Origin of the sequence: Corynebacterium sp. HMSC058E07, from assembly GCF_001809885.1 — a bacterium.
Taxonomy (GTDB): domain Bacteria; phylum Actinomycetota; class Actinomycetes; order Mycobacteriales; family Mycobacteriaceae; genus Corynebacterium; species Corynebacterium macclintockiae.
In genome coordinates, this window is the sequence record NZ_KV799273.1 from 42702 (window position 1) to 60513 (window position 17812).

Annotated in this window: 19 protein-coding genes; 12 read left to right on the forward strand and 7 right to left on the reverse strand. The window is 62.6% G+C overall.

Annotated features, from left to right (window positions below):
* Positions 1–214: 214 nt before the first annotated feature.
* The 4 genes from HMPREF2678_RS04840 to HMPREF2678_RS04855 form a co-directional block, all read right to left on the reverse strand.
* Positions 215–796 carry a hypothetical protein gene (locus HMPREF2678_RS04840; protein WP_034981339.1) on the reverse strand — a complete coding sequence of 194 codons (582 nt, stop codon included), beginning with the start codon at positions 794–796 and terminating at the stop codon, positions 215–217.
* Between the two features lie 191 nt (positions 797–987).
* Positions 988–1944 carry a universal stress protein gene (locus HMPREF2678_RS04845; protein WP_051879597.1) on the reverse strand — a complete coding sequence of 319 codons (957 nt, stop codon included), beginning with the start codon at positions 1942–1944 and terminating at the stop codon, positions 988–990.
* A 24-nt stretch (positions 1945–1968) separates the two neighbouring features.
* The gene (locus tag HMPREF2678_RS04850; RefSeq protein ID WP_034966639.1) at positions 1969–2436 is read right to left on the reverse strand and encodes a MarR family winged helix-turn-helix transcriptional regulator; all 468 of its coding nucleotides are present in this window, start codon (positions 2434–2436) and stop codon (positions 1969–1971) included.
* A gap of 147 nt (positions 2437–2583) precedes the next feature.
* A complete protein-coding gene (locus tag HMPREF2678_RS04855; protein ID WP_070551159.1) occupies positions 2584–3675 on the reverse strand; it encodes an inositol-3-phosphate synthase in 1092 nt (363 codons plus the stop codon).
* Between the two features lie 130 nt (positions 3676–3805).
* On the opposite strand from HMPREF2678_RS04855, the gene HMPREF2678_RS04860 reads away from it, so the two are divergent.
* From HMPREF2678_RS04860 to rplI, 8 genes are all read left to right on the forward strand, one after another.
* Positions 3806–4207 (forward strand): DUF5318 family protein, encoded by a 402-nt coding sequence (locus tag HMPREF2678_RS04860; protein ID WP_070551161.1) that lies wholly within the window; start codon positions 3806–3808, stop codon positions 4205–4207.
* 149 nt (positions 4208–4356) lie between these two features.
* Positions 4357–4584 (forward strand): hypothetical protein, encoded by a 228-nt coding sequence (locus HMPREF2678_RS10355; protein WP_168163085.1) that lies wholly within the window; start codon positions 4357–4359, stop codon positions 4582–4584.
* Between the two features lie 230 nt (positions 4585–4814).
* Positions 4815–6875: a transglycosylase domain-containing protein gene (locus HMPREF2678_RS04870; protein ID WP_210382703.1), complete on the forward strand. Its 2061-nt coding sequence runs from the start codon at positions 4815–4817 to the stop codon at positions 6873–6875.
* Positions 6856–8430 (forward strand): glycosyltransferase family 87 protein, encoded by a 1575-nt coding sequence (locus HMPREF2678_RS04875; RefSeq protein WP_070551164.1) that lies wholly within the window; start codon positions 6856–6858, stop codon positions 8428–8430. The genes HMPREF2678_RS04870 and HMPREF2678_RS04875 overlap by 20 nt, the downstream gene beginning before the upstream one ends.
* Complete coding sequence (locus HMPREF2678_RS04880; RefSeq protein WP_034966644.1) at positions 8423–8605, forward strand: hypothetical protein; 183 nt, start codon at positions 8423–8425, stop codon at positions 8603–8605. Before HMPREF2678_RS04875 ends, HMPREF2678_RS04880 begins: the two co-directional genes overlap by 8 nt.
* A gap of 152 nt (positions 8606–8757) precedes the next feature.
* Entirely contained in the window at positions 8758–9045 is a 288-nt protein-coding gene (rpsF, locus tag HMPREF2678_RS04885; protein ID WP_034966795.1) for a 30S ribosomal protein S6, read from the forward strand.
* Between the two features lie 147 nt (positions 9046–9192).
* Positions 9193–9846 (forward strand): single-stranded DNA-binding protein, encoded by a 654-nt coding sequence (locus HMPREF2678_RS04890; RefSeq protein ID WP_034966646.1) that lies wholly within the window; start codon positions 9193–9195, stop codon positions 9844–9846.
* 83 nt (positions 9847–9929) lie between these two features.
* Positions 9930–10382 (forward strand): 50S ribosomal protein L9, encoded by a 453-nt coding sequence (gene rplI, locus HMPREF2678_RS04895; RefSeq protein ID WP_034972646.1) that lies wholly within the window; start codon positions 9930–9932, stop codon positions 10380–10382.
* Positions 10383–11278: 896 nt separating this feature from the next.
* On the opposite strand, the gene HMPREF2678_RS04900 is transcribed toward rplI, so the two are convergent.
* Positions 11279–12928: a flavin-containing monooxygenase gene (locus HMPREF2678_RS04900; protein ID WP_070551166.1), complete on the reverse strand. Its 1650-nt coding sequence runs from the start codon at positions 12926–12928 to the stop codon at positions 11279–11281.
* Positions 12929–13509: 581 nt separating this feature from the next.
* Here HMPREF2678_RS04900 and dnaB point away from each other — a divergent pair.
* Complete coding sequence (gene dnaB / locus HMPREF2678_RS04905; RefSeq protein WP_034966799.1) at positions 13510–15090, forward strand: replicative DNA helicase; 1581 nt, start codon at positions 13510–13512, stop codon at positions 15088–15090.
* A 55-nt stretch (positions 15091–15145) separates the two neighbouring features.
* Here dnaB and HMPREF2678_RS04910 read toward each other — a convergent pair whose 3' ends face one another.
* Entirely contained in the window at positions 15146–15637 is a 492-nt protein-coding gene (locus tag HMPREF2678_RS04910; protein ID WP_043011747.1) for a MarR family winged helix-turn-helix transcriptional regulator, read from the reverse strand.
* A 149-nt stretch (positions 15638–15786) separates the two neighbouring features.
* Here HMPREF2678_RS04910 and HMPREF2678_RS04915 point away from each other — a divergent pair, with 149 nt between their 5' ends.
* Both HMPREF2678_RS04915 and HMPREF2678_RS04920 read left to right on the forward strand, forming a co-directional pair.
* A complete protein-coding gene (locus HMPREF2678_RS04915; protein WP_051873793.1) occupies positions 15787–16341 on the forward strand; it encodes a fluoride efflux transporter FluC in 555 nt (184 codons plus the stop codon).
* The gene (locus HMPREF2678_RS04920; protein WP_035006732.1) at positions 16338–16778 is read left to right on the forward strand and encodes a fluoride efflux transporter FluC; all 441 of its coding nucleotides are present in this window, start codon (positions 16338–16340) and stop codon (positions 16776–16778) included. Before HMPREF2678_RS04915 ends, HMPREF2678_RS04920 begins: the two co-directional genes overlap by 4 nt.
* 30 nt (positions 16779–16808) lie before the next feature.
* Here HMPREF2678_RS04920 and HMPREF2678_RS04925 read toward each other — a convergent pair whose 3' ends face one another.
* Complete coding sequence (locus tag HMPREF2678_RS04925; protein ID WP_070551168.1) at positions 16809–17312, reverse strand: hotdog fold domain-containing protein; 504 nt, start codon at positions 17310–17312, stop codon at positions 16809–16811.
* Between the two features lie 89 nt (positions 17313–17401).
* On the opposite strand from HMPREF2678_RS04925, the gene trxA reads away from it, so the two are divergent.
* Entirely contained in the window at positions 17402–17770 is a 369-nt protein-coding gene (gene trxA / locus HMPREF2678_RS04930; protein WP_034966658.1) for a thioredoxin, read from the forward strand.
* The last annotated feature ends 42 nt before the right edge of the window (positions 17771–17812 follow it).

Here is a 17812-nt window from a genome sequence, read left to right on the forward strand (position 1 = left end):
CCAAATTCCAGCTCTTAGAATATAACTATTCTATTTTCGCAGGTCAGAGAGCTGCGATTTCGTGCTTCAAACGCGCTACTTTCAATAACTCGAAGATTTGGGACATTCCCGCGGGTACGGCGGAGCCTGAGCGGAATCGGGACCGACGGACGGGGCTGGAGGAGGCGGGACAGCAGGGGCGGAGCCTGAGCGGAAGCGGGACCGTCGGGCGGGTCTAGAGGCTGTGGTCGATGAGCAGGTACGCACCGACCGAGGTGATCCAAGCCATGCAGAACGGCATGATGAACCAGATCACCGCTACCCACGGGCGCCAGCGCTGGTGGTTTTTCCACTTGTAGTAGGTGATAAACGCCGAGCCGAACAGGCCAAAGAACGCAATCGAAGTGGGAACGATAGAGAACAGAAGCTGGAACGTGCGGCTGCACAGTTGTGCCGAGGAGTCGGCCTCGCAGTAGGGGCCGCCAATGACCTTGGAGGCGATCCAGATCAGGATCGCGGACAAAGTGGTGGACACGATCACGCCGACGAAGAACCAAATGGCCTGGCGAGTGGACTTATTGTTGCGCTCGAGGCGGAGCAAGGGGTCGGCCTCGTAGTCCAGCTCGGAGGGCGCGCCGGGACGATCCAGCTCGGAGGCATAGGATTGGGAGCCGTCGGGCCGGGATCCCGCGGATGGGGAGCCGGCGGGCTGAGAGCCCGCGGACGGGCGACCAAAGGGCTGGGAGTCCGCGGAACCGGAGGCAGAATCCGGGTTATCAGCAGGTGAGGGGCCGTTGTTCAAACCGTCGGTGCTCATAATGCCCTTAAATCTACACGTCCCCGGGGGTAATCAGAACCCGCGCGAGCCTGGAGCGCGGTGGCTGCGGGGTGCGCGGGGAATGGCGCGCGGTGGGCGCGGGGTGGGCGGGGAGCCGAGCCTGCGGAACGACCAGCGCCGACGCCCGCGGCCGACCCCCGGGCGGCACGCTAAGGCGCGCTAGACAGTGCTTAGACGGTGCTCAGCAGCACCGGCACCGGGCTGTGCCGCAGAATCTGGTTCGTCGACGGGCCGATGAACACGCGGTGGAAACCGCCCAGCGTGCTGGAGCCCATCACCAGCAGATCGCCCTTCTTCCACTTCAGGGCGTTAATCGCGCCGGACCAGCCGTAGCCGCTGCCGACCTCCATCTGCACTGTCAGGTCGCCGTGCCTGTTCAGAGCCCGGTCCCGTCCGCGGTCCAGCAGCGCCAGTGCTTGCTCACGCCACTCGACCATCATGTCCGAGTTGTCGATGAACTCCGTCTCCGTCGGGTACATCGTCGCCCCGCGCGGGCTGAACGCCACCAGCCGCAGCGGCACTCCCCAGCGGTGCGCCAGGTCCGCCGCCCGACGCAGCGCCTCGTGCGACTGGTCGGTATCGATGTAGCAGCAATTGACCCTGGTGACGCCACGTTTCGACAGCTTCGGCGTCCGCGGAGCCAACAGTAGCGGCAGCGGGGCATAGTGCAGCAGGGCATCCGCCGTCGAGCCGATCCGGAACCGAGAATGCGGCGCGGCGGGATGGGAGCCCAAGATCATCATGTCGGCGTTGAACTCGGCGGCGGCGTCGATAAGAGCCTTCGTTTCCGAATGATCAACAGTGACAGTGGAGGGCTCGTCGGCGTCCAGCATCGCCTCGGGCAGCTTGGCCAGGGCCAGCGCCTTCTGCGCGGCGGAGGACACGGCCTGCGATTCCTTGTCGATCCACTCCGAGTAGTTGTCGAACTCGAGCTCCGGCTGCGCGGTCCAGGAACGCGAGATCACCGTCGCCGTGCGCACCGCGACGGTCTCCGTGCGACCGAGCCAGGCGGCGACCTGCGCGGCCTCGTCACCGGCGGATTCGGGGCGCCATGTAAGAAGCAGGCGGAGGGGCGCGCGGGATGCGCCCGATGTGCGGGGGACGTCGGACCTAGGGGTGTTGCTCAAGAAAGATGCTCGCTAGCTCCAGCACTACTGCTGGTCGTTGTTCAGCTTTGCCTCGATAGCTTCAGTGTAGCGGCGCAGGACCAGTTCGATAACTGGGGTGGCCTCTGCAACTTCCTTGAGCTCTTCGTCGCTGAGGCTATCCAACATGCTGGCGAGCTGCTCGGCGCGTTCTTCGGACAGGCGGCGCAGTTCCTCGCGACCCTTGTCGGTGAGGGTGACGCTCACGCCGCGGCGGTCGGACGTGTCGCGCACGCGCGTGACCAGCTCCATCGTCTCCAGCTGGTTGACCGCGTTGGAGGCGGTGGGCATGCGGATCGTCTCGGTGGCCGCGATCTGGCTGATGCGCATCGGGCCGTTTTCTTCGAGGATCATCAGGATCGATAGCTGCGCCATGCTGATGTGGGAGTTCTCCGTCTGGCGGAAGTACAGCAGGTACAACCGCGTCAACGGGAGGCGCAGTTCCTTGGCGATTTCTAAAGGTGTGGAAGCCATAGGTACTAAAATACAACAGTTTTGGCTGTAAATACTCACGCGGGGTGCTTAGCCCGGTGTTTTCGGGCACGTCGTCCGGCGTTTTCGGGGATGTTTCTGGGTGTTTACGCGGTGACGCAATTTATTTATGACGCCACCGCCTCTGCCCTATGCGCCGTTGATGAACTCTTCCAGCTGCGCGCGGGCGACGTCGTCCGGCAGTTGCACGGGCGGGGACTTCATCAGGTAGCTCGAGGCCGCGTCGACGGGGCCGGCTACTCCCCTATCCAGCGCGATCTTGGCGGCACGCACGGCGTCGATGATGATGCCCGCGGAGTTCGGGGAGTCCCAGACCTCCAGCTTGTACTCCAAGTTCAGCGGCACTTCGCCGAAGGCGGAGCCTTCCAGGCGGACGTATGCCCACTTGCGGTCGTCCAGCCATTCCACGTAGTCGGAGGGGCCGATGTGGACGTTGCGGTCGTGCACCTTGCCAGCCAGCGGGCTTTCCTTCAGGTTGGAGGTCACGGCTTGAGTCTTGGAGATCTTCTTGGACTCCAGGCGGTCGCGGTCCAGCATGTTCTTGAAGTCCATGTTGCCGCCGACGTTCAGCTGCATGGTGCGCTCCAGGCGCACGCCGCGTTCCTCGAACAGGCGGGCCAGCACGCGGTGGGTGATGGTCGCGCCGACCTGGGACTTGATGTCGTCGCCGACGATCGGCAGGCCGGCCGCGCGGAACTTTTCGGCCCACTCAGGGTCGGAGGCAATGAATACTGGCAGCGCGTTGACGAAGGCGCAGCCTGCGTCGATGGCGCATTGTGCGTAGAAGCGGTCGGCCTCTTCGGAGCCGACGGGCAGGTAGCTGACCACTACGTCCACCTCTGCGTCGCGCAGCGCCTGGGGTACGTCGACGGGTTCTGCGTCGGATTCGGTGATGCTTTCCTGGTAGTGGCGGCCCAGGCCGTCGAAGGTGTGGCCGCGCTGGACCGTCACACCGGTGTGTGGCACGTCGGCGATTTTGATGGTGCAGTTCATGCCCGCGTCGATGGCTTCGGAGACGTCCTTGCCGACCTTGTCGGCGTCCACGTCAAAGGCGGCGGTGACGCGCACGTCGCCGACCGAGTAGGGGCCGAACTTGGTGTGCATGAGGCCGGGGACGTTCTGGGTCGCGTCGGCGTCGGAATAAAGGTGAATGCCCTGGATCAGGGAAGTCGCGCAGTTGCCGAGTCCCACGATGGCGATGTTGCAAGTCTTAGATGTCATGCGAATCACCGTAGGGTGCTGGCCGCTAAGAACCTTTGTTCTTTGGCTGGTTAACCGATTAAGCCCGGCGAGTTTATCGATCAAGCTCGCGCGGGGTGGGGGTTGTCCGGGCGGTGTTTAGAATGTGGGTGTGTCGATTTCGCGAAGGGTTATAGATAGGTCGCTTGATCGCCGTCGCTCCCTGTTGGAGGTGCGTGGGGTTAAGCGTTTTGTTGGGGACGCCACCCCGCGCCTCCTTTCCTCCGCGGAGGTTCTAGGACGGGCAGTCGACCGCCCGTGTCCGGTGTGTGGGAGGCATGAATTAAGGGAAACACTGTGGATTCATGGCGGTGTATTAGGTGAAAAGTCGGGTACAGCGCGTAGTGTAAGAGAGATCAATGGTGTGATTGAGACGCTAGTGAATGAACAGCAGGATGCTGAGTTTTCGATACATACTGTTGAAGTGTGCATGAAATGCAGATGGAATCACTTGATCCGAGAAGAGCTGATCGGGATCACGATCGACAATCAGGAGACTCGTCTAGTTGAGTAGCGACAAGCCGTCCAAGAACCCTTTCTCCCGCGGTGGTGCTGGTGGCTCCGGCGCAGGCCGCGGTGGGCACAGGCAGCCGGGTCAGCGCCGCGCTGGGCAGGGCCGGGCAGGTCAGGGTCAGCCGGGTCAGCGCCGCGCGGGCCAGGCGCGTGCCGGACAGTCACGCGCGGGTCAGCCCCGTGCCGGTCAGCCGCGTGCTGGACAAGGTCAGCCCGCTAAGCCGGGCCAGCGGCGTGCTGGACAGCAGCGCAATCCTCAGCGCAATCCTCAGCGAGGTCCCCAGCGCGGGAATCCACAGCGGGGAGCTGCGCAGCGGGGAAATCCTCAGCGAGGGAATCCACAGCGTGGAACCGTGCAGCGCGGCGGCAAGCCGGTGAGATCCGGTGGCGCCCACCGGGCACGAGCCTCAGCGGGAGCTGGAGCTGGTGCGGCGGGCGTGTCGGCGTCACAAAGAAAGAGGCCCCAAAACAATGGGCCACAGACTCGTGTGAAGAAGAATGGAAGCCGCTCCGTGGGAGATGGAAAACTAAAGGCAAGAACTCGCAAGAAGCGCAGCTGGCGCGACAAGCGCACCCTGCGCAACTTCTTCGCGGGCCTAGCAGCCGTCATGGCAGTGATGATTATTGTGCCGCTGGTGGCATTCTTCACCGCATACTCGGTGACGAAGGTGCCGGAGCCGGAAGAGCTGGTGAACAACCAGATCTCCTACATCATGGCCAGCGACAACAACACTGAACTGGCACGCATCGTTCCGCCAGAGGGCAACCGTCAGAACGTCAAGCTGGACGAGGTTCCAATGTCCGTCCGCCAGGCTGTTCTGGCAGCAGAGGACCGAGAGTTCTACAGCAACCCCGGATTCTCCGTGTCTGGTTTCGCCCGTGCGGCAGTCGGCCAGGTGCTGGGGCGCGAGGGCGCCGGCGGTGGCTCGACCATCACCCAGCAGTACGTGAAGAACGCGCTGGTCGGCGACGAATTCAGCCTTAGCCGAAAGGCCAAGGAGCTGGTGATCTCCGCGAAGATGGCGCGCGAATGGTCGAAGGACGAGATTCTGGAGGCCTACCTGAACACCATTTATTTCGGGCGTAACTCGTACGGCATCAGCGCAGCGTCGCACGCGTACTTCGACAAGGACGTCAAGGACCTCACCCCGGAGGAAGGCGCAGTGCTGGCCGCGACGATCCAGGCGCCTTCCAGCCTGGATCCGTGGACGAACCGCGAGCGCGCAGAATCGCGTTGGAACTACGTTCTGGACGGAATGGTTGGGATCGGCGCCATGAAGGAAGCCGATCGTCGGAAGGCCGTGTACCCGAAGGTGAAGGACCCTGCGGAGACCGCGGAGAACACCCAGGCCGTCGGTACGAATGGCTTGATCAAGACGAAGGTTATCGAGGAGCTAGAGCAGGCGGGCATCACCGAGGAACAGGTGAACACGGGTGGCTTGAAGATCACCACCACCATCGATCCGAAGATGCAGGCCGACGCGGTGGATGAGATCCACAAGAAGATGGAAGGCCAGCAGCAGGGACTGCGTACGGCCGTGGCCTCGGTGGATCCGAAGACCGGCGGGGTGCGCGCCTGGTATGGCGGCGACGACCCAGTTGGTTTCGACTTCGCCGGTGCGGGCCTGCAGAGCGGTTCTACGTTCAAGATTTTTACGCTGGCCGCATACCTGGACCAGGGCGGTAGCCTCTACGACCAGTTCGACTCCTCCCCCGTCATGACCGGTGACGCGCAGGTGAACAACGACGGCGGCGCAAGCTGCGGCACATGCAGCATCGCCGAAGCGTTGAAGCAGTCGCTGAACACCAGCTTCATCCGCCTGACCCAGGCGCTGAAGGGCGGTCCGCAAGACGTGGCTGACATGGCGCACCGCCTGGGCGTGGCCGAGTCGCTGCCGGGTGTGGGCAAGACCCTGCAGGAAAAGAACGGCAAGCCGGCGGATGGCATCACGCTGGGCATGTACCAGTCCAGCCCGCTGGACATGGCAACCGCGCTGGCGACCCTGACCAACGGTGGCATCTACCACCGCCCGCACTTCGTGCAGAAGGTGGAGAACTCCAATGGAGACGTGCTGCTGGATAACACCAACGACGACGGCGACCGCGTGGTCTCTGAGGAAGTTGCCAACGGCGTTATCCAGGCGATGCAGCCCATTGCGGCGTATTCCAACGGCAACTCGCTGGCCGGTGGCCGTCCCTCGGCTGCAAAGACCGGTACGGCGCAGCTGGGCGATACCGGCGAAAATAAGGATGCCTGGATGATCGGCTCCACCCCGCAGCTGTCCACCGCAGTGTGGGTTGGTACCGCCGAGGGCAAGCCGATTCACAACAGCTACGGCGGCATTATGTACGGCTCCGGCCTGCCCGCCCAGATCTGGAAGGGCGTGATGGATCGCTCGCTGGAGAACACGGAGATCGAGCAGTTCAATACCGGCGAAGCCGCCAGCTCCGGCTACACCGGTGGGTACGCCGGCGGCGGAAACGCAGGCGGTGCAGCTGGCGCCGGCCAGCCAGAGGAGCAGGAACAGGAATCTCCGGCGCCGGCCTCCCCCGCTTCGCCGCCATCGCCGGCCCCGGCCCCGGCGCCGCGCCAGCCCGCTCCGCAGGGTGGTAACCGTCCGCCAAACAACGATCTACAGAACCTGCTCGATGGAATCCTCAACCCATAAGAAGACCAGTTCTCAGCAGCGCGTACTGCCTTCCCGGACCGAGCCGATGGCGCGCGGATTCGTCCGCTTCATCGGCGGTCCACCGGGGGCGCACGCCCTCATCGGGCGGGCAAAGTGGTGGACTCCCCTCCGCGTGCTGCTGGCAACCGCCGCTACCTTCCTGGCCTTCGGCTGGTTGCAAAAAGCACAGTGCATCCGCACTGGATTTACCTCTGCAGGTGAGGCTTATGTGGACTGGTCCGGTAAGCGTCAATACACCTCCGCTTGCTACTCAGACACAATCTCGCTCTACTCTGGCCGAGGCCTAGATAACCTCGACTTCCCCTACTTCACGTCCATAACCGGCAGCGACGGCTCCGTGCACTACATGGAATACCCCGTGCTGACGGGCCTGTACCAGTGGATCGTTGCGGCTATCGCCCGGCCGGTCGGCGTGCTGTGGGACTTCCTGCCCTTGCCAGAGGCAACTCCCGTGGCAATCTTCTTCGGCGTTAACGCCTTCTTCCTGGGCCTGTTCTGGCTGGTCGCCACCGGGTTGATGACGAAACTGACCGGCAACCGGGTATGGGACACGCTGCTGATGGCGGCCTCTCCCCTAGTCATCGTCCACGCCTTCACCAACTTCGACCTACTGGCGTGCGCCGCGGCGGTAGCCATCTTCAGCCTCTGGGCCAATCGGCGCCCCGGCTGGGCGGGCGTGGCTGTCGGCGTGGGCGTGGCGCTGAAACTGTGGCCCGCGTTCATCGGCGGCGCACTGATCCTGCTGTGCCTGCGCCAGCGTGCGTGGGGTCCGCTTGCCAAGCTGATTGGCGGGACGCTCGGCACCTGGCTGATCGTTAACGTGCCCATCATGGTCGCCGCACCCGAAGGCTGGGGGGAGTTCTTCAGGCTGAATTCCGAGCGCGGCTGGGAAGGCTCCACGATCTACGCCGTCATCGCCCACATCACGGGTAACGACGCCTGGAACGGCGTAAGCCCCTCCAAGTCCGTCGACGGCGCAGAGACGCTGAACCTGCTGACCAGTGGTTTGCTGCTCGTCGCACTGCTGGGCCTGGCCTGGCTGGTCATTATCGCAGCCCCCCGCACACCGCGGGTGGGTCAGGTGGCTTTCCTGGCCACGTTGGCTTTCATGATCACCAACAAGGTGTGGAGCCCCCAGTACTCCATCTGGCTGGTGCCACTGCTGGTGCTGGCTCTCCCCCGCTGGCGCCTGGTCTTCAGCTGGGCAGCGCTGGAAGCCGTGTACTGGTACCTGCGCATGTGGCAGTTCCTGCCAGCCAACCAGGCGGCCCCGAACTGGCTGGTTGATACCGTGACCGTCGTGCGCCTGGCGCTGCTGGTATTCATGGCCGTGCTAGTCATCCGCCAAATCATGGGGCGCAGCGCCGACCCGATCCGCGAGGCCCATGGCGGTCGCGATCCGCTGGCCGGAGTGCTGGCTGCAGACGTTCCGACAGGAAAGCACCACCGTCACGGGAATGGCTCGGGCGGAAAAGTGGGCGTCATAAAGAAGACAACCACAACAACGGCAGCGAAAGAGAGCAACGATGAATAACACGACACTCCTCATCACCATGGCCAGCGTGTTTGTGGGGTTCCTCTTCTTTGGCGGCAGCTTCGCCAGCTTCATGTACGGCAAATCGAAGAAACAAGTGTGGACGCTTTTCTGCATCGCCATCGTGTGCCTGACGATCGTGCCGGTGAGCCTGGCGGTATTCGCCGCGACGTAAAGAGGCGCAGGGTTGCGCGGGGCGGGCGCAGGGAGCATTTCTTAAAACGCGGGGCAACCTGTAGGCTGAAAACGTTGCTGACGCAACGACCCTCCTGCCATGCCCAAAAGGGGTATGGCCGAAACACAAGACCATAGGAGGTGATGAGGTCCGTGCGTCAATACGAGATGATGATCATCATCGACCCTTCCCAGGATGAACGCACCGTTGCCCCGTCGCTGGACAAGTACTTGGAGATTGTCCGCAAGGAAAACGGTTCCGTGGAAAAGGTTGATGTCTGGGGCAAGCGTCGCCTTGAGTACCCGATCAACAAGAAGGACGAGGGCATCTACGTTGTTCTCGACCTGAAGTGTGAGTCGGCTACCGTGCTGGAAATTGACCGCCTGCTCAACATCAACGACCAGATTCTGCGCACCAAGGTGCTGCGGAAGGACCAGTAGCTTTCACCACGCCATATAAGGCGAAAGCTGCAGGCTCCGATCGGACTGTACAGGCACCTTTAAACCATTAACCTAAGCACTGTAACCATTTCGGGCTTCTGTTCTTTTTGACGCCCACACGTCACCACACAACGTTAGGAAAGAAACATGGCACAGGGAGATACCCAAATCACCGTGGTCGGCAACATCGTTGCGGATCCGGAGCTGCGCTACACCCCCAACGGGGCCGCAGTGGCGAACTTCCGCGTGGCCTCCACGCCCCGTCGCTACGACCAGCAGGCTGGTCAGTTCGTCGACGGTGAGCCGCTGTTCCTGACCTGCAACGTGTGGCGCCAACCTGCCGAGAACGTGGCAAACAGCCTGAACAAGGGCGACCGCGTGATCGTGACCGGCCGACTGCGCCAGCGTTCCTACGAGGATCGCAATGGCGAGCGCCGCACCGTCTTCGAAATTGAAGTTGAAGAGGTCGGACCTTCGCTGCGCTTTGCAACTGCGGATATCAACAAGGCATTCCGCGGTGGCCAGGGCGGCAACGGTCAGGGCGGCCAGGGCGGCAACGCTGGTGGCTTCGGCGGCCAGGGTGGCCAGGGCGGTGGCTTCGGCGGTAACGCTGGTGGCCAGGGTAATGGTAATGGCGGCCAGGGTGGCTTCGGCGGTAATGCCGGCAACCAGGGTGGCCAGGGTAATCAGGGTCAGAACAACCAGGGCTTCGGCGGCCACAATGCTGCCATGGATGATGACCCGTGGAACTCTGCCCCACAGTCCGGATTTGGTGATGGCGACGACGAGCCGCCATTCTGATCGGTTAGCTTAAAAGCTGCTGGTCAGCGTTAAAACTTTTTGAACATAATTGGTCAAACCAAAGCACAACGAAAGGCTGGATCATGAAGCTGATCCTCACCGCCAACGTTGACAAGCTCGGTGTCCCCGGCGACATCGTAGAGGTCAAGGCTGGCTACGGACGTAACTACCTGCTTCCGCGCGGCTACGCAATCGTTGCTACCCGCGGCGCTGAGAAGCAGATCGAAGGAATTAAGCGCGCACAGGAAGCACGACAGATCCGCGACCTGGACCACGCACGCGAAGTTAAGGAAGAGCTGGAGAACCTGAGCGGCGTGACCATCGCGGTCCGCACTGCAGAATCCGGCAAGATGTTCGGCTCTGTTACTGCAGACAACATTGTTGACGCAGTGAAGAAGGCCAACGGTCGTTCCCTGGACAAGCACAGCATCAAGCTGCGCAAGGGCGATGTTAAGGCAACCGGCGTTTACTCTGTGGACGTTCAGCTGCACGACGGCATCGTTGCATCCCTGAGCTTCGAGGTCGTTTCCGCGTAACTTCGCCCCGCTCGGTTGGCTTTTCAGCTAGTTGGCTGGTTTTTCAGTCGGCTGGCTTGGCTGACATTTCAGCTGGCTTTGCTTGGCTGGCGTTTGAGCCGGCTTGGCTTTGCTTGGCTGGTTTCAGTTGGCTGGCTGCCGGCCCGCATAGCTGTTTGCCAGCGAAGCCCTGTTCCCGTGCCTAGACACCACGGGGCGCGTGCCTAGACAACACGCGTGGGCTTTTGGCGCTGAGCTGCAACAATGTGGCGTTGAGCTGCAAACATGCCGCTGAGCCCTACTACCAAGCCAACGAGCTGCGAAATTGCGCGTGCGACGAGAACGCACCAGTAGAAAACTTTTCAACTTAGACAACAGCAGGTTGAGGCCCCACGCATTCGTGCGTGGGGCCTTTTCCTTTGCCTGATTGCTTCCGGCTGATCCTCAGTAGAGCTGCACAAACTTTGCCTGGCTGCCCTCGCCAGGGGCGCTAAATGTCAAGGAAACTGCAGTAGGCGGCAGTCCAAGTCTGGGGAAGTTGCAGTGCGCGGCACTAAAGGTCGTGGATGTTGCAGTAGGTGGCGTTAGCTGTCGGAAAAGTTGCACTTCGTAGGGCTAAATGTCGGAAAAGTTGCAAAACCAAAAACTCCGTCAGTCTCGCAGGCCACGTGAAAGGCTCTGACCTGCATGTTTGCAAATCTGCAAATGACTTTCAATAACAAACTGCAACTTTTCCGACATTTGCGCTCCTCGGGCACTCTGCCCGAGCCCCTGGACGCTCCCCATAGTGACAGAAGGCTCTGTGCCGAGCCAACCCGCGAAGCTCAGCGTACACGCGGCGCCCCAAGTACCAGCGCAAAGCCGCCCCAAGTACCGGCGCAAAGCAGCGCAAAGCCAGCGCAAAGCCAGCGCTGCAGCTAAACCCGCAGCTCAGCGGCACCGCCGCCGCCCTCGCCAGCTGCCAGCGGTGCCGCCGCCTCCAGCGCATCCGCGCCGAAAGCCATGTCGTGCTTATTGTCAGCGCCCGTGTAGGTACGGCGTTCCTTGATGTAGTCCTGCTCCATCCGCCACGGATCCCCAGCGCCCTGGCGCGGCAGAGTCGCCACGCTGCGCTGAATATAACCGCTGGACATCTCCAACAACGGCAGGTCAGGGGCCTCGCCGGCGGGCAGGACCGGGCAAGCCCACTGCTCGCCGCGGGCATCCATGTCCTTCCACAGCTGCACCAAGTACCGCGAGGTCATGTCCGCACGCAGCGTCCACGACTGGTTCAAATACCCAATGGTGTAGGAGAAGTTCGGCAGGCGGTTAGCCATCATGGCACGATAAGCCACCAAAGAATCAGTGGGAACTGGGGTGCCATCGACTGAGAAGTGGGCGTCACCAAAAGCAAGAAGCTGTAGTCCTGTGGCGATCACCAGAACGTCCGACTCGATGTACCCGCCGGAGCGCAACTGCACCCCACTTGCGTCAACGCGCGAAATGTGGTCGGTGACGACCCGCGCCCCGCCGCGCACAGCCTTGAAGAAATCGCCGCCGGGGGACTTGCAGACGCGCTGGTCCCACGGGCCGTAGGGGGGCGTGAAGTTGCGGCGGACCTCGTCGGCGGGCAGGTACAGGCGGTTCCAGCCGCGGAACACCAGCTTCGCGATGCTCGGGAACGTCTGGCACAGGTGGTACTGCGCCATGTCGCGGCCGATATGCAGGCTGCGCGCCAGGCGGTGGCCGAAAGTGCCGGGCTCGGTGCTGAGGGCCAGGCCGACGAACGAGCTGATCGTGTCGGTCTCCGGCAGCGGCGCGATGTAGGTGGGGGTGCGTTGCAGCATGGTGACCTCCGCGCCCATCTCGTGCAGCGCCGGGACCAGCGTGATCGCGGTCGCGCCCGAGCCGATCACCGTGACCTTCTTGCCGCGCACGTCGAGGTCGCGGGGCCATTGCTGTGGGTGCAGGGCGGTGCCTTCGAAGGTATTGACGCCCTCAATGTCCGCCGTGAACCCTTCAGAATGGCGGTAGTACCCGGTGGCGAAGTGGAGGCGGCGGGTCCACGTGGTGAGGGTTGGCTGCTCGAGGCTGGCGGGGGCGGAGGCTCCGTCGGTGCCCTCCGAGTTTGCGTGGCCGGGGCGGCCAAGGCGCATGGTGACCTCCCACAGGCCCTGGTCGGTGTGGAAGTTCACGGCCTGCACCCAGGTTGACAGTTGCAGGCGCTCGAGCATGCCGATTTCTTCGGCTGCTTCGTGGCAGTAGTCGCGGATCTGCTTGCCGGAGCCGAGGGTGCCCTTGTGTGGCCACTTTTTGAAGGGGAGGGAGAAGGTGGCCATGTCGGAGTCCGAGCGGATGCCGGGATATTGGAAGGTGGCCCAGGTGCCGCCGAGGTCGTAGTTGGAGTCGACGGCCGCCCAGTTCCAGTCGGGGAAGTTCTTGGCGACGTGGTGCGCGAGGTCGATGCCGGAGAGGCCGGCACCGACGATGAGGATGTCGAGAGGGCGCTCGGCGGTGGCGTCTGCAAGCTGAGGCAGGGGAGAGGTGGCGTTGGTCGGTGCAGTTGAGGTGTCGGGTGTGGCGTTCATGGGGGACAGGCTACTTCACCCCGGGAGGGTGCCGTGGGGAAACCAATATTTTGCTTCTATATAGAAAACTGTGGCGGTGTTGTGGGCAGCGTTGTAGGGGCGCGGATCGGCTTGCCGCAGGTGGTGCGCCGAGGCTTGTGCATAAGCAGCGTGACTCTTGGGGTGAAAGGTGAATTTTGTGTGAATATTTTTCCAAGATCGGGCGACCTGGGACTTTACAGGAGCCTAATCGCCTGGCCTGCACGTTTGTTTATCCCCAAGTTATCCACCGATGTAAAAAGCACTTTTCACACTAGTCACACGCTCCTGACCTGGGGGAATGCGAAAAGGCGCAGGTGAGGGCGTCGACTATCCACAACTTATCCACAAGTCATCCTGGGGCGTTGTGAGTTATGCACAGAGCCTCCACAGAATAATCCACAGAGCCTGTGGATAACTCGATTTGCTTCCGTGCAAAATAACGCTCAACTCACGCCCAACGCGTCTCCAACTCACGCCCAGCACGCGCCAGAAAAGCTCGCATGGAAGGCGCGGAAAACATGCTTAGGGGGTTGTCTGGCCGTACCACTAAAGTGGACAGCATGAGCCAGAAGAACGCAGGCATGAACTTCGACGACGGCGCCCCGTTGCCCGACGAGCCTTTCGATGATTTCGGCGACCCCGGCGCCTTCGACGGCGGAGCTGGCGGAGCTTCCGGGGCGGGTGCGGGAAGCTTCCAGGGCGGCAACTTCAACGACGGCAGCCGACGGGGTGGAAACTTCCAGGGCGGCAACTTCCGGGGTGGCAGCCGGCGAGGCGGCGGTGGCGCGGGCAACCAGCAAATCGTGCGCGAGATGCCGCAGAACGCCGAGGCCGAGCAGGGCGTGCTCGGCGCCATGATGCTGAACAAGGACGCGATCGCGGATGTCGTGGAGGTCCTGGTCGGCGACGATTTCTATGTGCCGAAGCACAAGACTATTTTTGACGCCATACTTCAGCTCTACGGCGAGGGTAAGGAAGTAGACCCGGTGATCGTCAGCGGGCGCTTGGACAGGGACGGCGTGCTGGGCTTCGTTGGTGGCGCGAACTACATTCACAGCGTCTATTCGAAGACTCCGACCTCGGCAAACGTTGGCTACTACACCGAGATTGTGCGCGAGAAGGCCACGTTGCGGCGCCTGGTGCAGGCGGGCACGACGATCGTACAGCTGGGATACGCGGGCACGGAGGGTGCGGAAGTCGACAGCGTGGTCGACCGCGCGCAGCAGGAGATGTTCGCCATCACCAACGATGCCGCGAAGGAGGACTACGAGGTCTTCGCGGAACTGGTTGCCTCCACGGTGGGGGAGATCGAGCAGTTGGAGAGCCAGGATGGCGTGGAGATGGGCATCCCCACGGGCTTCGCCGACCTGGATGATCTGACGAACGGCCTGCGCGGCGGACAGATGGTGATTGTGGCCGCGCGACCCGGTGTAGGTAAGTCGACGTTGGCTCTCGATTTCATGCGTTCGGCGTCGATCCAACATGGAAAAGCGTCGGCGCTGTTCAGCTTGGAAATGAGCAAGTCGGAGGTGATGATGCGCATCTTCTCCGCGGAGGCGGAGGTGCGCCTGGCTTCTATGCGCGGCGGCAAGTTGACCGATGACGACTGGGACCGGCTGACCGTGCGTATCGGCGAGATCGAGGATGCGCCGATCTATATCGACGATTCGCCGAACCTGACGATGATGGAGATCCGCTCGAAGGCGCGCCGCCTGAAGCAGCAGGTGGATCTGCAGTTGATCGTGGTGGACTACCTGCAGCTGATGTCTTCCGGTAAGCGCGTGGAATCGCGCCAGCAAGAGGTTTCGGAATTCTCCCGCCAGTTGAAGCTTCTGGCCAAGGAGGTCAACGTCCCGGTGATCGCAATTTCGCAGCTGAACCGTGGCGTGGAGTCCCGTGGTGACGACGCGCTGCCGCGTGTCTCTGACCTGCGCGAATCTGGTTCGCTGGAGCAGGATGCCGACATGGTCATGCTGATCAACCGCCCGGATTCTCAGAACCCGGATCACGAGCGTGCCGGCGAGGCCGACATCATCCTGGCGAAGCACCGTGGTGGCCCGATCGGCACCGTGACGGTGGCGAACCAGCTGCAGTTCTCCAAGTTCTCTGACATGGCGCGCGACATCAGCCCGATGCCCTAGGTAGCTGCCCCCAGCAGTCCAGCCCCAGCGCCCAGCTCTGCGCGTTCGCGCGGAGCTAGAACTGCGCGTCCAGCTTCGAAAGAAGCGCGAGCAACTTCTCCACCTCGGCGTCGCTGAGGTGGTCGAAGATCAGCTCCCGGACCTTCTTCACGTGCCCGGGAGCAGCATTAGTAATCGCCTCGAGGCCTGCGGCTTCGAGGACAACGAAGGCCCCGCGGCCGTCGGCGTCACATGTCTCGCGCCGCACCAGGCCGCGCTTAGCCATGCGCGTGATCTGGTGCGATAAGCGGGAACGGCTCCACTGCATCGTGTTCGCCAGGGCGACGATTCGCTGCTGGTTGTCCGGCGATTCCGAAAGGTGCACCAGAACTTCGTAGTCCGACAAAGAAAGGGACGTGTCCGCCGATAGCTGCTGTGCCAGTTCGGCATTGATCTGGATGTGGGTGTTGAGCCACGCTCGCCACACCTGCTGTTCGCGGCTGTTCAACCACTGAGGTGCCGCATTCGCCTGCTCGCTTGGCGGGAGAGAAGTGTTTGCTCGTGTCATGTGCTCCAGTATCGCACATCAGTCAACTTAGTTGACGCATCAACTACGACGGCAACTTCCAGATCGACGCAGCGCACTCCGAGATCGGCTTCGTCGCCATCAAGCAGGCCTAACTCACCTCACTCACCGGGCTGGGTAACATAGCCCCCATGAAACGCCTCCCGCCCGTCGCCCTGGTCTTCCTCGGCGGCGCGCTGGGGGCGATTCTTCGTTGGGCGCTTACCATCTGGCTCCCCGCCCTCGGCGACCCAACGCGCGTCCCCGGCGCGGCCACGCAGCTAAAAGCCTTCGGCTTCGTCACCCTCGGGGACGCTGCATTATTGCTGGTCAACGTCCTCGGAGCCCTCATCCTGGCGTTACTTGTCGGCCTTATCCCACGCGCCGCCGACCCCCGTCGGGCCTTCTGGGGCACGGGCGTGCTTGGCGGATTCACGTCGTTCAGCTCGCTCGCCGCGGCCGTGGTCGGTGCCGATGTGGCTCGGGCGCTCTTTATTCATGACGCCACCTCCTCCACCGCACCCGTCCTCATCGGTGCAGCTTACGGGGTGTGCACGCTGGCGCTTGGCCTGTTCGCGGCCGCCGCTGGCCTGCGGCTGGGGCGCGACCTGAACACGCTGGGGAGCATGCGGCGCGCGGCGGTCGGCAAAGCTCCCACAGACGGCGCTGACATAGTCCGCGAGGCTCGGGGAGGGGGAGACCGATGAGCTCCGGGGCAACACTCGTGGAGTTGGTGGCTGTCGCAATCGGCGGCGGAGCTGGCGCCGCTGCGCGCTACCAGCTGGATACGTATCTGAAATCCCGGCGCGGGTGGGCGCCGCTGTGGAGCCTGGCGGTCATCAACCTTTTAGGCACCATCGCGCTGGGAGTGGTCCTTGGCTTTGTTTTGCAGCACCCCGGGGCTCTGCAACAACCCGAAGCCTTGCAACCTTCCGGGGGAGCGGCCAGCGCCCTGGGCATTCTATTTCCGCTGATAGGAGTAGGCGTAGCCGGAGGTTTCACCACGTTCTCCACGGCCATGGTGGAGGTGTTCACCCAACCCCAACCGGGCCGCCGGATCGTCGGCGTGGCGGCGATGCTGCTGGCCTGCTGCGCGGTATTCCTGCCCGCGGTCTGGGGCGGCGCGGCACTGGCGGGCGCTTAGCTGGCGCGGTCTTGGCGGGTACTTGACCCGCTACTTTTTCGCCGTCACCCAGATGTCGATCTCCACGTAAGTGGATTCCTTGCCCTCGTCATCCGCGAAGTGAATCTTCACCGGCACGGTCTGCCCGCCGGATTCCTTCGTGATCTTCTCGAAGTCCGGCAGCTCCGCCGTCGCGGTGGCCGTCAGGCTGCCCTTCGTCTTCTTCAGGTACTGCGTGCGCATTCCTTGCGGTAGCCAGCGGTGCGTGTTTGGTATGGACGCCTCAGCCAGCATCCCCATCGCAAACTCCGCGACGTTGCAGGCCGCAATGGCGTGGAAGGTTCCAATGTGGTTGTTCAGCAGCCACCACTTCTTCGACCGAACCTTGCAGTAGCCGGGGCGCAACTCCTGCAGGCGCGGCTGCACGGTAAGGAAGTACGGTGCCTTTGCGCTGGCTACCAGCGAGAACAGGCCATTGCCGAATGGCTTCTGCGCAAGCTTCTTGTACATTTTGAAAGTGCCGGATGGATTCACGTTGGCGTCATAAATAGACATAAAAAGAACTCTAAACGGGGAATAAAGCGTGCGTTGCGTAATGTTGGAAAAACATGCACGCCCAACGACAACCAACCGAAGGGAAAGAAATGGCGACCGTAGAAATCACCGGTGAGAACTTCCAGGAAACCGTGCAGGGCGACGGCATCGTTGTTCTGGACTTCTGGGCGGAGTGGTGTGGCCCGTGCCAGCGCTTCGCACCCATCTTCGAGAAGGTCTCCGAGGAGCACCCGGATGCGGTGTTCGGCAAGGTGGACACTGAGGCTCAGCAGGAGTTGTCCGCTGCGCTGCAGATCCAGTCGATCCCGACTGTGATGATGTTCCGCGACGGTGTGTTGCTGGCCAGGGAGTCTGGGTTGCTGTCTGCGAAGGCGTTGAACGACCTGATGGATCAGGCACAGAAGCTGGACATGGACGAGGTCCGCAAGCAGCTTGAGGCTCAGCAGGCCGAGCAGTAGTAAGCGCGCGCGCTGAGGCGCGGGCGGGCGCGGCCTAGAGGG